This window comes from Saccharothrix texasensis, assembly GCF_003752005.1.
GTDB lineage: Bacteria > Actinomycetota > Actinomycetes > Mycobacteriales > Pseudonocardiaceae > Actinosynnema > Actinosynnema texasense.
The window spans coordinates 6,023,200-6,042,008 of sequence record NZ_RJKM01000001.1 but is presented as its reverse complement, the minus strand read 5'-3'; the positions used below and the strand labels follow the sequence as shown (position 1 = coordinate 6,042,008).

Here is an 18,809-nt window from a genome sequence, read left to right as displayed (position 1 = left end):
CAGGCGGCGGGCGGCGGGTCAGGCGGCCGGGAGGCGGGCACGCCGCGGACATCGTCACGTCGACAGCGCTGGGGCGGACACCACCGATGCGACACCCGCGACGAGCACGACCACCCACGACGCCCGCGGCACCGGCAGCGCCTCCCGGCGAAAGCCCGCCACCCCCGCCACAGCGGCCGGCAGCACCGGACCGTGCCACAGCGGCGTCCACCACGGCCGGAACCCCGCCGCCGCCGACCACACCGCCGGCACCTGGGGCGGTCCGGCCCGGCCGGAGCGCTCGACGTCGAGTCCGACGACGACCTCGCGGTTGGGCGTCGCCTCGGCAGGCCACCGAGACTCACCGACGCCCACCCCGCCGGTCACCTGGACGCGGCCCGGGTCGCTGCTCGACTCCGCCCGGTCGAGCGCGGCCGGCCCGAGATCGACGGGTGTACCCGGCGGTCTGCTCGCCGATCACGCCGAACTGGTGACCCTCACCGACCAGAGCGGTGCCGCCGCCGAACCGACCGCATCCCTGGCCGAGCGCGGCGTCCGGCTGATCCGGCCTTTCCTGGGGCCTGTTCTCGAAGTCAGATGAGCAAGGTGGCCAGGTCGAGCAGGCCTTGATAGGAGGTGGTGGTCTTGTCGACCACGTTGCGGCGCTTGTAGGTGGTGCGGTCGAAGGCCGGCGGACGCCCGCCAGCCCCCGCCTTCGCGTTCGGGCCGCTGGTCGCGGCTTCCCGGAATCGTTGCCGGGATGCCTCGTGTGCGCAGGTGGGCGCGGATGGCCCTGGTCGAGCGGCCTTGTCCGCGACGACCCGCGCAGGTCTGGCCAAGAGTGCGGTCGTTGACGTTGCCGCCGGTGGATCCTGCTGGTGGGTCCGCCCCCGGAGCGGCCGATGGCATGCTCACCTGGCTCACCGTGCCCGGCTCGGCGGCCGGCTCGTGCTTGCGGGCCAGGTCCCAGGTCAGCGGAAGTCCCGTGAGCGGGAGGGGATGCGCAGGTCCAGTTGTTGCAGTCGCTCCGCGCGGATGCTGATCACGCCTTCCGCGGACTCGACGACGCCTCGCACCAGCAGAGCGGGGCTGGTTCGGGCGACTTTGCGGTAGCGGGCCCACAAGCCCGTGGTGCAGACGACGTTGACCATTCCGGTCTCGTCCTCGATGTTGAGGAACGTGACCCCGCCAGCGGTGCCCGGGCGTTGCCGGTGGGTCACCGCGCCGCCGATCAGGACCTTGGCGCCGTTGGGCACCTTCGCCAGCTCGGCGGTGGCGAGGGCGCCCAGCGCCGTCAAGCGGTCCCGGACGAACTCGGTGGGGAAGCTGTCCGGGGACAACCCCATCGCCCAGACGTCGGCCACCGCCAGCTCGACCTCGTCCATGCCGGGCAGGGCGGGCGCCTCGGTGCCGACCGCGGTCCCCGGCAGGCGGTCGGGCCGGATCTTCGCCACGGCTCCCGCCGACCACAGCGCGGCACGCCGGTCCAGCCCGAAACACCCGAACGCGCCCGCCGTCGCCATGGCCTCGACCTGGGCCGTGGTCAGCCGGACCCGACCGCCGAAGTCCGCCATGTCCCGGAACGGGCCCGACTCGCGTTGCGCGACCACTTCTTCGGCGACCTTCTGACCGATCGTCCGGATACCGCCCAGGCCGATGCGCACGGCCTGCTCGCCGTCCACCGGCTCCAGGGTGGCGTGCGGGAGGCTGGCGTTCACATCCGGACCGAGCACGCGCACGCCGTGACGGCGGGCGTCCGCGACCAACGACTGAGGGGAGTAGAAGCCCATGGGCTGAGCGCGCAGCAACGCCGCGCAGAACGCGGCCGGGTAGTAGAGCTTGAACCAGGCGCTGACGAACACGAGGTGCGCGAAGCTGAGCGCGTGGCTCTCGGGGAAGCCGAAGTTCGCGAACGCCAACAGCTTCGCGTAGATCTTCTCCGCCAGGTCCGGGCCGATGCCGTTGGCCTTGGCGCCTTCGTAGAAGCGTTCACGGAGGCGTTCCATCCGGTGCGTGGAGCGTTTGGCGCCCATGGCGCGGCGCAGTTCGTCGGCCTCGGCGGGGCTGAAGTCGGCCACGTCGACGGCGATCTGCATGAGCTGCTCCTGGAACAGCGGCACGCCGAGGGTCTTCTTGAGCGCGCCCGCCAGCAGGGGGTGGTCGTAGTCCCACTGCTCCTTGCCGTTGCGCCGGCGGATGTAGGGGTGCACCGAACCGCCCTGGATCGGGCCGGGGCGGATGAGCGCGACCTCCACCACCAGGTCGTAGAACGTCCGCGGCTTGAGACGGGGCAAGGTCGCCATCTGGGCGCGGCTCTCCACCTGGAACACGCCCACCGAGTCGGCGCGCTGCAACATCCGGTAGACGCGTTGGTCCTCCAGGTCGAGGTCGCCGATGTCGACCTCGACGCCGTGGTGCTCGCGCACCAGGTCGATGGCGTAGTGCAACGCCGAGAGCATGCCGAGGCCGAGCAGGTCGAACTTGACCAACCCGATGGAGGCGCAGTCGTCCTTGTCCCACTGCAACACCGTGCGGTCGGTCATCCGGCCCTTCTCGACCGGGCACACCTCGCTGACCGGCCGGTCGCAGATGACCATGCCGCCGGAGTGGATGCCCAGGTGCCGGGGGAAGTTCTCCAGCTCGGCGGCCAGTTCCAGCACCGGCCCCGGGATGCCGCCCTCCTCCACCGCGGACCGCAGCGGACCCCAGCGGTCGATCTGCTTGCTCCACGCGTCCTGCTGGCCGACCGAGTAGCCGAGCGCCCGCGCCACGTCGCGGATCGCCGACCGGCCGCGGTAACTGATGACGTTGGCGACCTGCGCGGCGTGCCGCCGGCCGTACTTGCGGTAGACGTACTGGATGGCCTCCTCACGGCGGTCGGACTCGATGTCGAGGTCGATGTCGGGAGGACCGTCGCGGGCCGGCGCCAGGAAGCGCTCGAAGAGCAGGTCGAAGCGGACCGCGTCGACGTTGGTGATGCCGAGGGCGTAGCAGACCGCGGAGTTCGCGGCCGACCCTCGGCCCTGGCAGAGGATGCCGTTGCGCCGGCAGAACGAGACGATGTCGTGCACCACGAGGAAGTAGCCGGGGAAGTTCAACTCCTTGATGATCTTCAGCTCGTGCTCGACCTGCTGGTAGGCGCGGGGGTTCTCGCCGATCGAGCGGTAGCGGCGGGCCGCGCCCGCGTAGGTCAGCTCACGCAGGTAGCTGTTCTCGTCGTGCCCCGGCGGCACGTCGAACGGCGGCAGTTCCGGCGCGATCAGCTTGAGGTCGAACTGGCACTGCAGGCCGAGCACGGCCGAGCGGTGCACCGCGCCGGGGAACCGGGCGAACCGGCGGGCCATCTCCTCCCCCGACCGCAGGCACGCCGTCCGGCCGGGCGGCAGCCACCCCGCCATCTCGTCCAGGCTGCGCCGCGCCCGCACCGCCGCCATCGTCGCCGCCAACCGACCCCGCGCGGGCACCGCGTAGTGCACGGCGTTCGTCGCCACGGTCGGCAGCCCCAGGTCGTGGGCCATGCCCCACAGCAGGTCGTTGCGCGGCCCGTCCTCGGGATAGCCGTGGTCGGTCAGCTCCACGAACACCCGGTCCGCCCCGTACAGCTCGACCAGCCTCCGCAGCTGCGCGAACGCCGCCGCCGGCCCTTCCCGCGCCAACGCCCGCCGCACCGCGCCCTTGCGGCAGCCGGTGAGCACGACGCAGTCGTCCCGGGTGTCCGCGACGACCTCCTCCAACCGGTACACCGGCCGGCCCTTCTCGCTGCCCTCCGCGAGCTGGCCGGTGGTGATCGTGCGGCACAGCGCGTGGTAGCCGGCGCGGTTGGCGGCCAGCAGGAGCAGGTGCTCGCCCTCCGGGTCCGGCGCACCGCTCTGCGGCGCGGACAGCCCGAGGCTCAGCTCCGTGCCGAACACCGTGCGCACGCCGAGCTCCTTGGCGGCCTCGGCGAACCTGACCACGCCGTACATGCCGTCGTGGTCGGTCAACGCCACCCCGTCCAACCCGAGCTGCTGCGCCGCCTCCACCAGCTCCTCCGGGTGGCTCGCGCCGTCGAGGAAGCTGAAGTTGGAGTGGCAGTGCAGCTCGACGTACGGCACGCGGGCGCGGGTCGACCCGAGGTCGTCCACCTTGACCGCGAAGTCGGGCGGCGCCTCGTAGCGGTCGCGGTGGCGCGACCACGCCGGGCCGTCGCCGCCGTCGGGCGCGGGAGGCTTGCCCGACAGCGCGCGTTCCAGCTCCGACCACCGGACCGGCGGGTTGTTCCAGCCCATCAGCGCGAGTCGTCCGGTGCTCGCCGGGGCGACGGGATCGCCGGCCCCGCCGCGGGCAGCCGCGCCGGGAGCCAGCCGAAGCTCACCACGTAGGCCGGTTCGCCGCGCTGGTCCGGCACCTCGCGCCGGTCCGGCCCGGCGCAGTCGTCCAGCCACTCGGCCAGGCTCCGGCGATCCTGCTCGGAGAAGTCACCGCTCATCAGTCGTACACCCCTTCCACCGTCCACTTGCCACCCGCGCGGATCAGCAGGAACGCGAGTTCCTCGCCGTCCGCCGCGGTTCCCAGCACTTGCAGCCGGGCGCCGCGCATCGCGGTCTCCGCGTCCCACCAGCGCTCGTCCACCGGCCACGGCCCCGACCACGCCACGACCTGCCGCGCACGGCCGCCGTGCACGATCCGGTGCGGCCGCACGACCAGCTCGGCGTAGCCGGTGACCACGACGTCCGCGCCCGAGGAGTCCAGCAGCGCGACCGGTTCGGGTTCGGCGAACACCGTCGCGGGCGACGGTCCGGGCAGCTGCCCCGGCCACGGCAGGCCCGGGTCCGCCGCCGGGCTGCGCTCGTCGCCCCACGGCACCAGCCGCACCCGCTCCACCGGCCCACGGCCACCGCCGAGCACGGGCGTGAGCACGGCGTCCGGCCCGAGCAGGCCTTGGACGTGCACCATCGCGCGCGCCGCGCGTTCCGCCGCCTCGCCCTGGTCCTGCCCCGCGCCGGGCCACAGGCCCAGTTGCAGCGCGGTGGCGTCGACCACCTCTTCGGGGTCCAGGCGCAGGAGCCGGATGCCGGAGGTGGGGCCGGGCCAGCCGAGGCGAGCCCGGGTGAGCCAGCCGTCGAGCTGCCAGCGGACGCGGTCGGCGATGCCCTGCGGGGTGAGCGGCTCGGCGCAGCGCCACAGCCGGTGCAGCTCCTCGCCGTTCTCGGTGGTGGCCCGGATGCCGAGGCGGGTGCAGGCCAGGCCGCGGTCGGCGAGGCGCGCGTGCAGCTGTTCGGCGAGGCCCTTGGCCGCGAACGCCGCCGCGTCGACCCGGTCGATCGGCGGGTCCAGTTCCCGGGTGACCGACAGCTCGGGCGGCGGGCGGCGACGTGACCTGGCGCGTTCCTCCAGCCCGGCGGCCAGCCGGTGGGCCAGCACGGCGGCGCGGCCGAAGCGGGTGGCGACGTCGCGTTCGGGCACGGCGGCGAACGCGCCCAGGGTGCGCAGGCCGAGGCGGCGCAGCAGGTCGACCAGCGCGGCCCGGTCCTCACGGCGCTCGGCGGGCTGGTCGAGCTCGTGGACGCCCAGCGGCGCAAGGAACTCCCGGGTGCGTCCCGCCGGCACGACCAGCCCCCGGTGCGCGGCCAGGGTCGACGCGAACAGCCCGTCGGCGAACCCGACCTGCGCCTCGACCCCGGCGTGCGCCGCGATGTGGTCGACCAGGCGCTCGGCGGCCGACTCGGCGGACCCGAAGTACCCGACCGGACCCCGGGCGGCGACGACCACCAGCCCCGGCCGGACCACCTCGATCCCGGGCGCGAGCTCCTCCACCGCCGCCGCGACCGGTTCGAAGAGACGGGCGTCGCGCACCTCGTCGTACTCGAAGACGGCCAGCTCGGGACACTGCCCCTGCGCCGCGCGCCGCCGCATCCCGCGTCGCACCCCTTCGGCGCGCGCGACCGCGGAACAGGCGACGACTTCACCCGATCCGACGACGGCGGCGGGGAGGTGCGGTGGGAGGGAGGCCTCGGCGGAGGCCGCCACCACCGGCCAGTCAGGGCACCAGACGGCAAGCGTGTACAGGGGGTTCACCTCTTCGACGACGGGTCGGGGACGCGCACGGCTCACACCACCGCTTCGACGGCGGTGGTCGACAAGGGCGGCAAGGGCGGGCCGGTGGCCGGCGGTGGGTCGGGGGGCCGGTCGGCGGGCGGGAGGGAGACCAGGGCGGGACGGGCCGGCGCCTCGGCGGCGGGCGCGGGCAGCAGCAGGTTCGTCCGCCGCGGCCTCGCGGCGGCGCCGCGGCCTGTGGCTTGAACGCTGACCGTCCGCGAGGTCAGGAGGCCGTGGCCCTCGGTCAGGCCGGTCCAGTGGCCGGTGGTCGCCGTCAGCTCCACGTCCGCGCCGGGCCACGAGACCGTGAAGGGCACCAGGACCGCTTTGCGGTGGCGCGCCCGGGCCGAGAGCTTGCGCGAAGTCGCGGGTGTGACCGGAGTGGCGAGCACGACCAGGTCGAACCCGTCCAGCAGGGCCGCCACGGTCTTCTCGACCTCGCCCTGGTCCCGGCCAGGCCGGGGAACCAGGGCGAGCCGGTGGACGGCCACGCCCAACTCGGCCGCCGCGAGTGCCCCGCACCCCGGCAGGCCGACCACGGCCGCCCAGCACCCTTCCGCGGTCGCCGCGGCCATCAGCGCGAACAGCAGCGATGTCGACCCTCGCACCGACACCGTGCTGCCCCGCCGCAGGCCACCCCACGGGAGGAGCCCTGCCAGTTCCCCGCGAACCGGCAGGGCCCGGACCGGTGCCGTGGTCAGCTCGCCCGCCGCGCCTACCCCGAGCGCGGTCAGCGTCGCCGTTGCCGACCTGGACACCCGCCCTCCTCCCACAGATCCGCGCGCACCCCTGTGCGCGGATCGCCGTGGGAAGTTCGGCGACCAGTCTGTCGAACATCTGTTCGAACGACATGGTGATCTTATCCCGAGAGGACCACCCGCTGTCAATGCCGGCAGCGTCCACGATCGAGTGGCCGGCACACTGCTTCGCGCGCACCGACCGCACCACGGGGGGAACCGTGAACGCACCTCAGCACCCGCAACAGCCCCGGCACCGGCCCCAGCAGCCCGGGTACGGCCAACCGCCCGCCGCCGGGCCGCACCCACCGCCCGGCCACCGGCAGCCCGGCGGTTACGGCCCGCCGCCACCGCCCCGCAAGAAGCGGACCGGCCTCGTCATCGGGATCGTGGTGGGCGTCGTCGTGCTCGTGGTGGCCGGTGTGGTCGGCTCGATGTACCTCGAGTACGTCGACGAACCCGGTGGCGGCCCCGGCGCGGAGCCCATCGCCCAGTGCGAGCTGAGCGCCGAGCTGAGGTCACAGGCCCACGTCAGCAGCTTCCGCCTCGTCCAGGCCCCGACCGACGCGAAGAAGGGCATGAAGCAGACCCACTGCGCGTGGGAGCAGACCAAGGGCAAGGACGGCCGCGACCCGCGCCGCCTCAGCTTCCTCGTCTACGACTTCACCACGTTCTCCGACAAGCCGGACCGCAACCTCGACCAGGCGCGCGACAACTACGCGAGCTTCACCTCGCACGCCACCGGCGAGCAGGCCAAGGCCCTCGGCGTCGGCGACGAGTCGATGATCCTCGTCCCGTCCTCGCCGACCGACCTCACCGAGGTGAACCTGTTGGTGCGAAAGGGCGCGGTGGTGTGGAACATCCGCTACCAGGGGCACGACAAGGGTTTCCTCGCCGACTCGGACTTCCCGGTCGCGGACGCCGAGGCGGTGGCCCTCAAGGTCGCCGAGGAAGTGACCGGGTAACGCCGACGGGGGCTCCTCGCACCCGGCGAAGAGCCCCCGTCGACCTGTGCCTAGTGCGCGAAGTGCCGCGTGCCGGTCAGGTACACGGTCGCACCGGCCGCTTCCGCCGCCGCGATCACCTCGGCGTCGCGCACCGACCCGCCGGGCTGCACGACCGCGCGCACACCGGCCTCCAGCAGCACCTCGAGCCCGTCCGGGAACGGGAAGAACGCGTCCGACGCGGCCACCGCGCCCCGCGCCCGGTCACCGGCACGCGCCACCGCCAGCCGCGCCGCGTCGACCCGGTTGACCTGGCCCATGCCCGCGCCGACGGTCGCGCCGCCGGACGCCAGCAGGATCGCGTTCGACTTCACCGCCCGGCAGGCCCGCCACGCGAACGCGAGGTCGGCCAAGCCCTCCTCGTCCAACGGCGTGCCGCACACGTGGGTCCACTTGGCCGGGTCGTCGCCCTCGGCCTCGATGGTGTCCGACGTCTGCACCAACAACCCGCCGGACACCGCGCGCATCTCTACCCCGCCGCGCTCGGGCGCCGGCGCGACCAGGATGCGGATGTTCTTCTTGCGGGTGAGCACGTCCACCGCGCCGTCCGCGTACGAGGGCGCGATGATCACCTCGGTGAAGATCTCCGCCACCTGCTCGGCCATCTCCACGGTCACCTCGCGGTTCGCCGCGATCACGCCGCCGAACGCGCTCACCGGGTCGCACGCGTGCGCGTTGCGGTGCGCCTCGGCGATCGCACCCGGACCGTCCACCTTGGACACCGCGATGCCGCACGGGTTGGCGTGCTTGATGATCGCCACGCACGGCAGCTCGTGGTCCCACGCCGCCCGCCAGGCCGCGTCGGCGTCCACGAAGTTGTTGTAGGACATCTCCTTGCCGTGCAGCTGCTCCGCCGTCGCCAGCCCGGAACGCCCGTCGCCCTGCGTGTACAGCGCCGCCCGCTGGTGCGGGTTCTCGCCGTAGCGCAGCACCTGCTTGCGGTTCCACGTCGCGCCGACCCAGCCGGGGAAGCCGGAGCCCTCGTCGTCCGACGCGACCGCGCTGCCCAGCCACGACGCCACGGCCACGTCGTAGGACGCGGTGTGGCGGAACGCGTCCACGGCCAGGCCCTGCCGCTCGGCCAGCGTGAAGCCGCCGGCCTCGACCTGCTCCAGCACCCACGAGTACCGCGACGGGTCCACGACGACGGCCACGCTGGCGTGGTTCTTCGCCGACGCGCGCACCATCGCGGGGCCGCCGATGTCGATCTGCTCCACGCACTCGTCCGCCGACGCGCCCGAGGCGACGGTCCGGGCGAACGGGTACAGGTTCACCACGAGCAGGTCGAAGGGCTCGATGCCCAGCTCGCGCAGCTTCGCCAGGTGCTCTTCACGCCGGGTGTCGGCGAGCAGGCCCGCGTGCACGCCGGGGTGCAGCGTCTTCACCCGGCCGTCCAGCGCCTCCGGGAACCCGGTGACCTGCTCGACCGGCGTGACCGGCACGCCCGCGTCGGCCAGCGCGCGCGCCGTGCCGCCGGTGGAGACGATCTCGACTCCGGCCGCGTGCAGGCCGGTGGCCAGTTCCACCAGACCCGACTTGTCGGAAACCCCGATCAGGGCCCGGCGAACCGGTCGCCTCTCGGCAGGAGTGGTCACGGGATGCTCACCTTTCGTCCGTTCACGGTGCAGCCCTCGCGGGCCAGGCGGGCGACCACGTCGACCAGCAGCCGCCGCTCCACCACCTTGATGCGCTCGTGCAGGCTTTCGACGTCGTCGTCATCGGCGACGACGACCGCTTCCTGGGCCAGGATCGGCCCGGTGTCCACACCGCCGTCCACCAGGTGCACGGTCGCGCCGCTCACCTTCACGCCGTAGTCGACGGCGTCCCGGACGCCGTGCGCGCCGGGGAAGGCGGGCAGCAGCGCGGGGTGGGTGTTGACCATCCGGCCGCCGAAGCGGGCCAGGAAGGCGGGTCCGAGGATCTTCATGAACCCGGCGGAGACCACCAGGTCGGGTTCGTGCGACTCGACGGCGTCGGCGAGCGCGGTGTCCCACGCGTCGCGGTCGGCGTGGTCGCGCAGCTTCACCGTGAAGGCGGGGACGCCGGCGCGCTCGGCGCGGCCCAGGCCCTCGATGCCGGCGCGGTCGGCGCCGACGGCGACCACCTCGACCGGGTATCCGGGGTCGGCCGCCGCGTCCAGCAACGCCTGCAACAGGGTGCCGGAACCGGAGACGAGGACGACGACCCTGGCGGGGACGGGAAGCCGGAGTGTGGTCGCGGCGCTCAGCGTGCTCTCCTTGCTGGGGACTGTCACAGCAGCTCAAGAGCAGCCTAGGCGTTGCCTAGCGGGGCTTGTCGGCCAGGTCCTCCGGGTCGACGTCGTCGGCCTCGTCACCCTCGTCGTCCTCGTCCGGTTCGTCCTCGTCGGGATCGTCGTCTTCGTCGAAGTCGGAGTCGGATTCGGAGTCGTCGCGGTCGCGGTCGGGGTCGGAGTCGTCGGTGTCGTCCTCGGCCAGTTCCTCGTCGTCGAGGTCGTCGTACTCGTCGAGGTCGTGGTCGAACTCCTCGTCGTCCTCTTCCCCGTCGTCTTCTTCGTCTTCCTCGTCGTACTCCTCTTCGAGCTCGTCCGCGTCCTCCGCGTCCTCGGCGTACTCGGCGTCGAACTCGGCCTCGTCGTCGTAGTCCTCTTCGTCCTCCGCGTCCACGACGACCTCCGCTTCGGGCTCGGGCAGGACCACGCGCGGCGGCCGGGGCCCGGCGAACCAGGCCACCACCGCGCCCGGCACGGCCACCCAGCCGAACGTGAGCACGGCCAGCAGCCCGGCCGGGATGGTGACCGGGTTGAACGCCCCGCCGCCCAACGTGCCGCCGGCCACCGCCGCCAGCACCAGCGCGGTGACGCCCGCGGTGACCGCCGAGACCAGCACCGCGCGCACCCGGGCCCGCGGCGTCTCGGCCGCGTCGCGCAGCGAGAACCCGACCGCCACGCCGATCACGCCCGGCAGCACGAGCACCAGCGGCAGGTAGCCCGCCTGCGCCTCGGGCAACGCGGCCAGCAGCGGCACGGGCGGCACCGGGCCGCCGACGAACTCCAGCGGGCCGACCACCGCCGCGCCGATCGAGAACCCCGCCCCCGCCACGTACGACAGCGCGCCGACCACCGCGTTGGGCAGGTACGCCAGGCACAGCAGCCAGATGCCGAGGCCGGTGCCGATGGTGCCGCCGCTCTGGTCGAACAGCGACGCGGTGGTCGACCACGAGAACAGCAGCCCGAGCGCCAGCACCAGGGCGCCGCCCGCGACCAGCGCGAACAACGCCAACGCGCCCGCCCGCAGCCCGCGCCGCGCCACCGGGTCGACCCGCTCGAACACGACTTCCACCAGGCCGCACCGCTGCGCGACGCCCGCCACCGCGGCGAGCCCGGACACCACCGCGCAGCCGAAGAACGCCACCGCCGGCGTGGCCCGGACCGGGCCCTCGTCACCCATCAGGAAGGCGATCACGCTGCCCACCACGGCGTGCGCGCCGGCGATGCTGAACACCACCGACCGCGCCTGCAACGGCTCGAACAGCCCCAGCCGGTCCGCCGCGCCCGCCGCCGCCCGGTACACCAGCAGCATCACCAGCGCCGTCGGCAGCAGCGGCAGCAGGCCGAGCTGCCCGCCGTCGAAGCGCAGCGGCACGTGGTGCGCGACCAGCCAGCCCGGCGCGGCGGCCGTCAGCACGCCGGTCGTCGAGAACGACGCGTGCGCGGCCGTCGAGGAGATCAGCGCCAGCAGGGCGGCGACGCCCGCGTACCCGACGACCACCGACCCGGCGGCGGTCATCGTGAGCACGCGCACCCGTTCGGCGCGGGAGAACTCGGGCGGGCGGACGGAGTCCGTCACGACGCCGTGCGAGGTCGTTTGCTGCACCGACATCCTCCCACTGTCCCAGTAGCGGTGAGCCGTTCGGGCGAGACTCGCCGGACACGCGAAGAGGGGTGGCGCCGGACACCCGGCGCCACCCCTCCCACGACTTGGTCAGCCCTGCTGCGGGCCGCCGAACCCACCGGGCGGCGTGCCCTGGCCGGGCTGGCCGAACTGGCCGGGCTGCGGCATGTAGGACGTCGGCTGCGGCTGGCCCGGCTGCTGGGCCTGCTGGGGCGGCGGCGCCTGCTGGCCGAACTGGCCGGACGGCGGGCCGAACTGCTGCGGCTGCTGGCCCTGCTGCGGGAACGCGCCGGACTGCGGGTTCCAGCCACCGGGCTGGCCGTAGACGTTCGCGGGCTTCGGCTGGAGCTTCACGATGCCGGTCTCCAGCAGGAGGCTCATCACGACGGCCGCCGACAGCAGCAGCGACACGATCAGCAGCACGATCTGCATGCCCTGGACGTCGGCCTCGGTGGTGATCAGCCCCTGGAGCAGCCTGAGCGTGGGGATCAGCGCGATCGGCACCGCCGCGTACAGCAGGCCCTTGGGTGCCCGCGGCAGCACGGACAGGCCGGCGAGGATGCCCGCCGCGATCAGGAAGTCGTCGAACTGGACGTCGTCGGCGAACGCGAGCAGGAACGCGATCAGCGCCAGACCGGCGGCGACCAGCGGAAGGATGAGGTTCAGGTTCACACCCACCGCCGGCTGCGCCGGACCCGGCTGCTGCTGAGGGGCGCCGTACGGCTGGGACATGATGCGGTCTCCTCCACCTTCGGAACTGATTTCGGGTCGACAGAACGCTAGCCGATGCGCACTCTCCGACGGCGACCGGACCTCCGTGGTTCCCCCCAATGTGCGCATTGACTCGTCCCCGGAACGCACTGAGGGCCACCTCCCGGGGGGAGGCGGCCCTCAGCGTTCGCACGAACGGCCCAGTGTCAGCCGATGGACTGCATGATCTCCCGCATCAGCGCGGCCGTCTCGCTCGGCGTCTTGCCGACCTTGACGCCCGCCGCCTCCAGGGCTTCCTTCTTCGCCTGCGCGGTGCCGGCCGAGCCGGACACGATCGCGCCCGCGTGGCCCATCGTCTTGCCCTCGGGCGCGGTGAAGCCCGCCACGTAGCCGACGACCGGCTTGGTGACGTTCTCCTTGACGTAGGCCGCGGCCCGCTCCTCGGCGTCGCCGCCGATCTCGCCGATCATCACGATCGCCACGGTCTCCGGGTCGGCCTCGAAGGCCGCCAGCGCGTCGATGTGGGTGGTGCCGATGATCGGGTCGCCGCCGATGCCGATGGCGGTGGAGAAGCCGAAGTCGCGCAGCTCGTACATCATCTGGTAGGTCAGCGTGCCGGACTTCGACACCAGACCGATCTTGCCCGCGCCGGAGATGTTGGCCGGGATGATGCCCGCGTTGGACTGCCCGGGGCTGATCAGGCCGGGGCAGTTCGGGCCGATGATCCGGGTCTTGTTGCCGGTCGCCACGGCGTGCGCCCAGAACGCGGCGGTGTCGTGCACCGGGATGCCCTCGGTGATCACGACGGCCAGGCCGATGCCCGCGTCGATCGCCTCGATCACGGCCGCCTTGGCGAACGCCGGCGGCACGAAGATCACGGTGACGTCGGCGCCGGTCGCCTCCATGGCCTCGGTCACGGACCCGAACACCGGCAGCACGTTGCCGTCGAAGTCGACCTTCTCGCCGGCCTTGCGCGGGTTCACGCCGCCGACGATGTTCGTGCCGGAGGCCAGCATCCGCTTGGTGTGTTTGGTGCCCTCGGCGCCGGTCATGCCCTGGACGATGACCTTGCTGTCCTTGGTGATGAAGATAGCCATCGTCAGACCCCCGCAGCCGCGAGCTCGGCGGCCTTGTCGGCCGCGTTGTCCATAGTGTCCACCACGGTGACCAGCGGGTGGTTGGCCTCGGCGAGGATCCGGCGGCCCTCCTCCACGTTGTTGCCGTCCAAGCGGACCACGAGCGGCTTCTTGGCCTCGTCGCCCAGGATGCCGAGCGCGGCCACGATGCCGTTGGCCACCGCGTCGCACGCGGTGATGCCGCCGAAGACGTTCACGAAGACGGAACGCACGTCGGGGTCGTGCAGGATGATGTCCAGGCCGTTGGCCATGACCTCGGCCGACGCGCCGCCGCCGATGTCGAGGAAGTTCGCGGGCTTGACGCCCTTGTGCTTCTCGCCCGCGTACGCCACCACGTCGAGGGTGGACATCACGAGACCGGCGCCGTTGCCGATGATGCCGACCTGGCCGTCCAGCTTGACGTAGTTGAGGCCCTTCGCCTTGGCCTTGGCCTCCAGCGGGTCCTCCGCCTGCTTGTCCACCAGCGCCTCGTGGTCGGGGTGGCGGAAGGAGGCGTTCTCGTCGAGCGTGACCTTGCCGTCGAGGGCGACGATCTTGCCCTCGGGGTCGCGGACCAGCGGGTTGACCTCGACCAGCGTGGCGTCCTCGGAGACGAAGGTCTCCCAGAGCTTCACGATGACGTCGGCGACCTGGTCGGCCACCTCGGCGGGGAACTTGGCGGCGGCCACGATCTCGTCGGCCTTCGCGCGGTCGACACCGGTGATCGCGTCCACCGGCACCTTGGCCAGGGCCTCGGGCTTGGTCGCGGCGACCTCTTCGATGTCCATGCCGCCCTCGACGCTGGCCATGGCCAGGAAGGTGCGGTTGGCGCGGTCGAGGAGGAAGGAGAAGTAGTACTCCTCGGCGATGTCGGACGCGGGCGTCACCAGCACGCGGTGGACGATGTGGCCCTTGATGTCCAGGCCGAGGATCGCCTCGGCCTTGACCTCGGTCTCGTCCGGGGTCTCGGCGAGCTTGACGCCGCCGGCCTTGCCGCGGCCGCCCGTCTTGACCTGGGCCTTGACCACGACGGTCTGGCCGAAGCGCTCCGCGATGGCCTTGGCCTCGGCGGGGGTGGTCGCCACGTCGCCCGGAAGTACCGGGACGTCGTGGGCGGCGAAGAGGTCCTTCGCCTGGTACTCGTACAGGTCCACTCGGGTCTCCTGCGACGTCGGTGTCGGACACCGCGTCAGGTCGTGCGGTCCTCTGAGGTCCCGGCGCTCCAGGCTGGGGCCTGGTGCCCACACGTACCAGGCATCACCTGGAACGCCGGCACAGCCGTGGGGGGACCGGCTCGACGCGGCTTCGCAAGACACTATCGACCTGCCCGGAGTCCACCGCACCCCACGCCCGTGAACTCCGTCATAGAGGTGGTGAGGTCGATCACGACCGCCGGTCGGGCGGGTGGGCGCGCGGTCGGTTCAGCGAGCCGTCCGCAGGGCGCCGGCGATGACGAACGCGGCCGTCGCGGCGGCGGCCAGCCACAGCCCCGGACCGGGGGCGGCCTCGGCGGCGCGCGCCGCCGTGAGCGGGTACTCCCAGGCGCGCACGGCGGTGACGACGGCCGCGCCCAGCAGCAGGGCCGCGCCGCGGCCCGGCCGGGCCCTGAGCGCGACCACCGCCGCGACCACGACCGCGAGCAACGCCACGAGCAGGCCGAACGAGCCGACGCGCAGCCCGAACGCGCCGATCGCCACGTAGTCCGGGGCCCGCAGCACGGGCAGGGCGAACGCGCCGACCGCGAGCAGCGCGGCGATCAGGGCGGCGGCGAGCAGCGGCAGCGGCGGTTCGGCCGGGGCCGTGCCCACCTCGTCCCGCTCGACCGCGCCGGCCAGGGCGGCGGTGACGGCGGCAGCCGCGGCGGCGACCACGGAGCCCGCCGTGAACCAGACCCCGGCGCCGGGCTGGACCACGTCGACCCGGGTCGCGGTGAAGACGGCGTCGAGCGCGCCGGCGGCGCTGAGCGGGATGGTGGCGACGGCGACGGTGAAGGCGGGGCGGACGGCGGCCTTGGCCAGCAGCGCGGCGGCCAGGACGCCGGTCGCGATCGCGGCCGGCCAGAGCAGGCGGGCGGCGTAGTCGACGGGCGGCGGTGAGCCGTCGGGCAGGACCAGGTGGTCGGTCGACGCGCCGACCGCGGCCATCGCGGCGGCGATCAGGCCGAGGGTGCCCGCGATGACGTGCAGGCGGCGTTGGCCCGGCAGTTCGACGTCGCGCTCTTCTGTGTTCTTGTCGTCGCGCACGGCCCGCTGCGGCCAGGCGAGCGCGACGGCGCCGGCGAGGACCAGGAAGGGGCCCACGGCGAGGCCGAGGGCGTCGACCGCGACGGCCGCGGCGATCGGCGGCACGGCGCAGGAGAGCAGGACGGCGGCGAGGCCGAGCAGCCCGCCCCGGCGTGCCTCGTGCGTGGTGGCGCTGGCCGCGAGGACGGCGAGCGCGGGCGCGGCCAGGGTGAGGACGAGACCGCCGACCATCGGCAGCGTCGGCGAGTCGACCGCCCCGCGCGCCGGGATCAGCGCGTCGGAGGAGGTGAACGGCGCGGTGAACAGGCCGATGCCCGCGACGATCCCCGCCGTGGCCGGCAGGGCGAAGTTCGCGCGTTCGCCGCGCGCGTCCGGTTCCGCGCCCAGGGTGGCCAGCAGGCCCGCGCCGATGAGCAGGACGTGCCCGGCCAGGAGCAGCCACAGGCCCGCGGCGGGTCCGGGCGGGTCGAGGCTGGTCGGGCGCATCAGCTCGGGGCGCGCGGCGTCGATCGGGTCGACGAGGAGCTGCAGGTCGGCGAACAGCCGGCCGACGGCGAACACGGCGGGCGCCACGAGGGCCGCCGCCGCGGTGAGCTCCTGCCCGCGGGCGAGGAAGAGCACGGCCAGGGCCGTCGGGAGCAGGGCGAGCGGGGCCAGCGCCGGCCAGGCGGTGAACGCGGGCGGCGCGGAGCCGTCGACCACGCCGACGACCGGGGCCACCGCGGTGAGCAGCGCGCCGGCCACGGCCGCGCCGACCGCCGCCCGGAGCCTCGTGCGGACCGGTGAGACCGGTTCAGCGGTTCGGATCACCGGTCGGACGCTAGCAAAACGGAGCCGGCGCCGACGGCCGCGGTCGGGACCGCCGGGGGTTGTGGACGGCGGCTGTCGGGTACTGCCCGTGAGTGCGGGCATCACCTACTTTCAGCCCTATGAGTGACGCGGTGCGGCGGCTCGTCGAGACCTGGTCGGGCCGGGTCGGCGCGAGCGTGGACGCCGGGCTGGGCGTGGCGGGCGAGGCCCTCGGTCTCGCCGGCGACGTGCTCCGGGCCGCCGCCACCCCCGGTGGGGTGCGAGGTGTCGCCGTGGAGGCCGCCTGGCTGGCCGCGCGCACCGTCCTCTACCCGTGGGGCGTCCTGGAGGAACGGGCCAAGCCCGACGGGCACTACCGCACCGACCGCCTGTCGCCCCGCCGGCGCGGCCTGCTGGTTTCGGCCCCGGAGGTGGCGGGCACCCCGATCGTGTTGGTGCACGGCATCGGGGACAACCGGTCCGCCTTCGCAGTGCTGTCGGGGGCGCTGCGGAGGCGCGGCTTCGGTGCGGTGCACGCGGTGAACTACAGCGTGCTGACCGCGTTGACGGGGGACGTCCGGCGGTCGGCGGCGATGCTGGGCGAGCACGTGGAGCGGATCTGCGAGGAGACCGGATCCGACCGGGTGCACGTGGTCGGCCACTCGCTCGGCGGCCTGATCGCCCGTTATTACGTGCAGCGCCTGGGCGGGGACGCGCGCGTGGGCACGCTGGTCACCCTGGGCACCCCGCACCGCGGCACGTTGGCCGCCTACCTGCTGCCCACGGCGCTGACCAGGCAATTGCGGCCGGGTTCCGACCTGTTGTCCGAATTGGCCGAACCGTGCCCGCCCTGCCGCACCCGGTTCGTGGTGGTGTGGAGCGAGATGGACCAGGTGATCGTCCCGCAGCGGAACGCCCGGTTGGAGCATCCGGCGTTGGTCGTGGAGGAGCACCGGATACGTGATTCAGGTCACCTTTCGCTATCGGTTGATACCCGCACCCTTCAGCTCGTTGTGACCGCCCTCACGCATTCGTATGACAGTGGGGTTCACCCCATCGTGCCTGCACGCGCCGGGTATTCGTAGCCTGTTCATAACCCTGAGTCACCGGTCATACGCACGGATGTCCCACTGACCCCTAAACGGCCAACCTCGGCTTCGGGGATTGCCCTTAAGGGCTCCGCGCCGTTATCTTCCCCCGGTCCGTTGTCACGGTCTGGTCACAAGCAGGACGACGAGCCGGTACCCCGACCGGCTCAACCGGGATCCCCCGCCCGGTAGTCCGACCGGACTCCCCGAAGACGGAAGGCCAGGTTTTGTCTCAACACCGCTCCCCCGGCGGCCATACGAGTTCTGCTGTGCTCGACGAAGCGGTGGACCGCGCTTCGACCCGCACGGTGAGCACGCACCGGCTCCCGCCTCCGCCCTCGGCGCTGCGCGGACGGATCGTGGTCGCCGCCGTGGCCGTCGGCGCCTTCGCCGCCGCCGGCGCAGGGCAGACGCTCCACGCGCTCGGCTCCGACTCGCCGGCCTCCGCCGACGAGGTCACACCGCTCGCGAACGCCGCGGCCGATGGCGCCGCCGCGTTCGGCGTCGGTGGCACCGGCCCCGCCTCCCCGCAGGTCCTGCCCGTCGCCAAGACGGTCGACCCGGCGGCCGAGGCGCAGAAGCTCGTCAAGAGCCAGCACATCACCGAGACCCGCGAGGCCGAAGAGGCCGAGGCTCGGCGACCCAAGTTCGCCCGTCCCGCCGCCGGCGAGTTCACCTCCGGGTACGGAGGTCGCTGGGGCGAGATGCACTACGGCATCGACATCGCGGGCCCGATCGGCACGCCGATCCTGGCCGCCGCCGATGGTGTCGTGATCGAGGCCGGTCCGGCAAGCGGTTTTGGCCTGTGGGTCAAGGTCGAGCACGCCGACGGCTCGGTGACCGTCTACGGCCACGTGGACACCTACTCGGTGCGCGCGGGCCAGCGGGTCCTGGCGGGCGAGCAGATCGCGCGCATGGGCAACCGCGGCTTCTCCACCGGTCCGCACCTGCACTTCGAGGTCTGGAACGCGGACGGCAAGAAGATCAACCCGCTGGGCTGGCTGAACGCCCAGGGCATCAGCGTCTGAGCCGACCGGGCTCGTCACAGCGCAGATACCTCACAGCGCAGATACCGAAGAGGGGCCGGGCTGCTCGGCAGCCCGGCCCCTCTCCTGCGTGGAACCGCCCCCCGAAGGTGATCCCTCGTGCGGTCACCGCCCCGACGCGGCTCCCGCCTTGCCACCTACCCCCGT

Annotated in this window: 16 protein-coding genes; 3 read left to right on the top strand and 13 right to left on the bottom strand. The window is 73.3% G+C overall.

Annotation, left to right across the window (positions count from 1 at the left end; genetic code table 11):
* Positions 1 to 54: 54 nt before the first annotated feature.
* The 6 genes from EDD40_RS26725 to EDD40_RS26705 form a co-directional block, all read right to left on the bottom strand.
* Positions 55 to 354 (bottom strand): hypothetical protein, encoded by a 300-nt coding sequence (locus tag EDD40_RS26725; protein WP_148088922.1) that lies wholly within the window; start codon positions 352 to 354, stop codon positions 55 to 57.
* A gap of 218 nt (positions 355 to 572) precedes the next feature.
* A complete protein-coding gene (locus tag EDD40_RS41140; RefSeq protein WP_148088921.1) occupies positions 573 to 818 on the bottom strand; it encodes a hypothetical protein in 246 nt (81 codons plus the stop codon).
* A 132-nt stretch (positions 819 to 950) separates the two neighbouring features.
* Positions 951 to 4,247, bottom strand: a complete 3,297-nt coding sequence (locus tag EDD40_RS26720) for an error-prone DNA polymerase (RefSeq protein WP_123745362.1) — start codon at positions 4,245 to 4,247, stop codon at positions 951 to 953.
* Positions 4,247 to 4,447 (bottom strand): hypothetical protein, encoded by a 201-nt coding sequence (locus EDD40_RS26715; protein WP_123745361.1) that lies wholly within the window; start codon positions 4,445 to 4,447, stop codon positions 4,247 to 4,249. Before EDD40_RS26715 ends, EDD40_RS26720 begins: the two co-directional genes overlap by 1 nt.
* Positions 4,447 to 6,036, bottom strand: coding sequence for a DNA polymerase Y family protein (locus tag EDD40_RS26710; protein ID WP_123745360.1), 1,590 nt, complete (start codon positions 6,034 to 6,036; stop codon positions 4,447 to 4,449). The genes EDD40_RS26715 and EDD40_RS26710 overlap by 1 nt, the downstream gene beginning before the upstream one ends.
* A gap of 32 nt (positions 6,037 to 6,068) precedes the next feature.
* Positions 6,069 to 6,815, bottom strand: coding sequence for a hypothetical protein (locus EDD40_RS26705; protein ID WP_123745359.1), 747 nt, complete (start codon positions 6,813 to 6,815; stop codon positions 6,069 to 6,071).
* 200 nt (positions 6,816 to 7,015) lie between these two features.
* Between EDD40_RS26705 and EDD40_RS41925 the strand changes: the two genes are divergently transcribed.
* Positions 7,016 to 7,759, top strand: a complete 744-nt coding sequence (locus EDD40_RS41925) for a hypothetical protein (RefSeq protein ID WP_170185206.1) — start codon at positions 7,016 to 7,018, stop codon at positions 7,757 to 7,759.
* A 50-nt stretch (positions 7,760 to 7,809) separates the two neighbouring features.
* On the opposite strand, the gene purH is transcribed toward EDD40_RS41925, so the two are convergent.
* The 7 genes from purH to EDD40_RS26665 form a co-directional block, all read right to left on the bottom strand.
* The gene (gene purH, locus EDD40_RS26695; RefSeq protein ID WP_123745357.1) at positions 7,810 to 9,393 is read right to left on the bottom strand and encodes a bifunctional phosphoribosylaminoimidazolecarboxamide formyltransferase/IMP cyclohydrolase; all 1,584 of its coding nucleotides are present in this window, start codon (positions 9,391 to 9,393) and stop codon (positions 7,810 to 7,812) included.
* Positions 9,390 to 10,052: a phosphoribosylglycinamide formyltransferase gene (purN, locus tag EDD40_RS26690; RefSeq protein ID WP_246037824.1), complete on the bottom strand. Its 663-nt coding sequence runs from the start codon at positions 10,050 to 10,052 to the stop codon at positions 9,390 to 9,392. The genes purH and purN overlap by 4 nt, the downstream gene beginning before the upstream one ends.
* 28 nt (positions 10,053 to 10,080) lie before the next feature.
* Complete coding sequence (locus EDD40_RS26685; RefSeq protein ID WP_123745356.1) at positions 10,081 to 11,658, bottom strand: cell division protein PerM; 1,578 nt, start codon at positions 11,656 to 11,658, stop codon at positions 10,081 to 10,083.
* A 102-nt stretch (positions 11,659 to 11,760) separates the two neighbouring features.
* Positions 11,761 to 12,402, bottom strand: coding sequence for a DUF5336 domain-containing protein (locus EDD40_RS26680; protein ID WP_123745355.1), 642 nt, complete (start codon positions 12,400 to 12,402; stop codon positions 11,761 to 11,763).
* A 185-nt stretch (positions 12,403 to 12,587) separates the two neighbouring features.
* Entirely contained in the window at positions 12,588 to 13,478 is an 891-nt protein-coding gene (gene sucD, locus EDD40_RS26675) for a succinate--CoA ligase subunit alpha (RefSeq protein WP_123745354.1), read from the bottom strand.
* 2 nt (positions 13,479 to 13,480) lie between these two features.
* Positions 13,481 to 14,650 carry an ADP-forming succinate--CoA ligase subunit beta gene (gene sucC / locus EDD40_RS26670; RefSeq protein ID WP_123745353.1) on the bottom strand — a complete coding sequence of 390 codons (1,170 nt, stop codon included), beginning with the start codon at positions 14,648 to 14,650 and terminating at the stop codon, positions 13,481 to 13,483.
* 267 nt (positions 14,651 to 14,917) lie between these two features.
* On the bottom strand, positions 14,918 to 16,549 hold the full coding sequence (locus tag EDD40_RS26665) for a hypothetical protein (RefSeq protein ID WP_123745352.1): 1,632 nt from the start codon (positions 16,547 to 16,549) through the stop codon (positions 14,918 to 14,920).
* Between the two features lie 119 nt (positions 16,550 to 16,668).
* Between EDD40_RS26665 and EDD40_RS26660 the strand changes: the two genes are divergently transcribed.
* Both EDD40_RS26660 and EDD40_RS26655 read left to right on the top strand, forming a co-directional pair.
* Positions 16,669 to 17,613 (top strand): alpha/beta fold hydrolase, encoded by a 945-nt coding sequence (locus EDD40_RS26660; protein ID WP_170185205.1) that lies wholly within the window; start codon positions 16,669 to 16,671, stop codon positions 17,611 to 17,613.
* A 272-nt stretch (positions 17,614 to 17,885) separates the two neighbouring features.
* Positions 17,886 to 18,644 (top strand): M23 family metallopeptidase, encoded by a 759-nt coding sequence (locus EDD40_RS26655; RefSeq protein WP_236594531.1) that lies wholly within the window; start codon positions 17,886 to 17,888, stop codon positions 18,642 to 18,644.
* Positions 18,645 to 18,809: the final 165 nt, after the last annotated feature.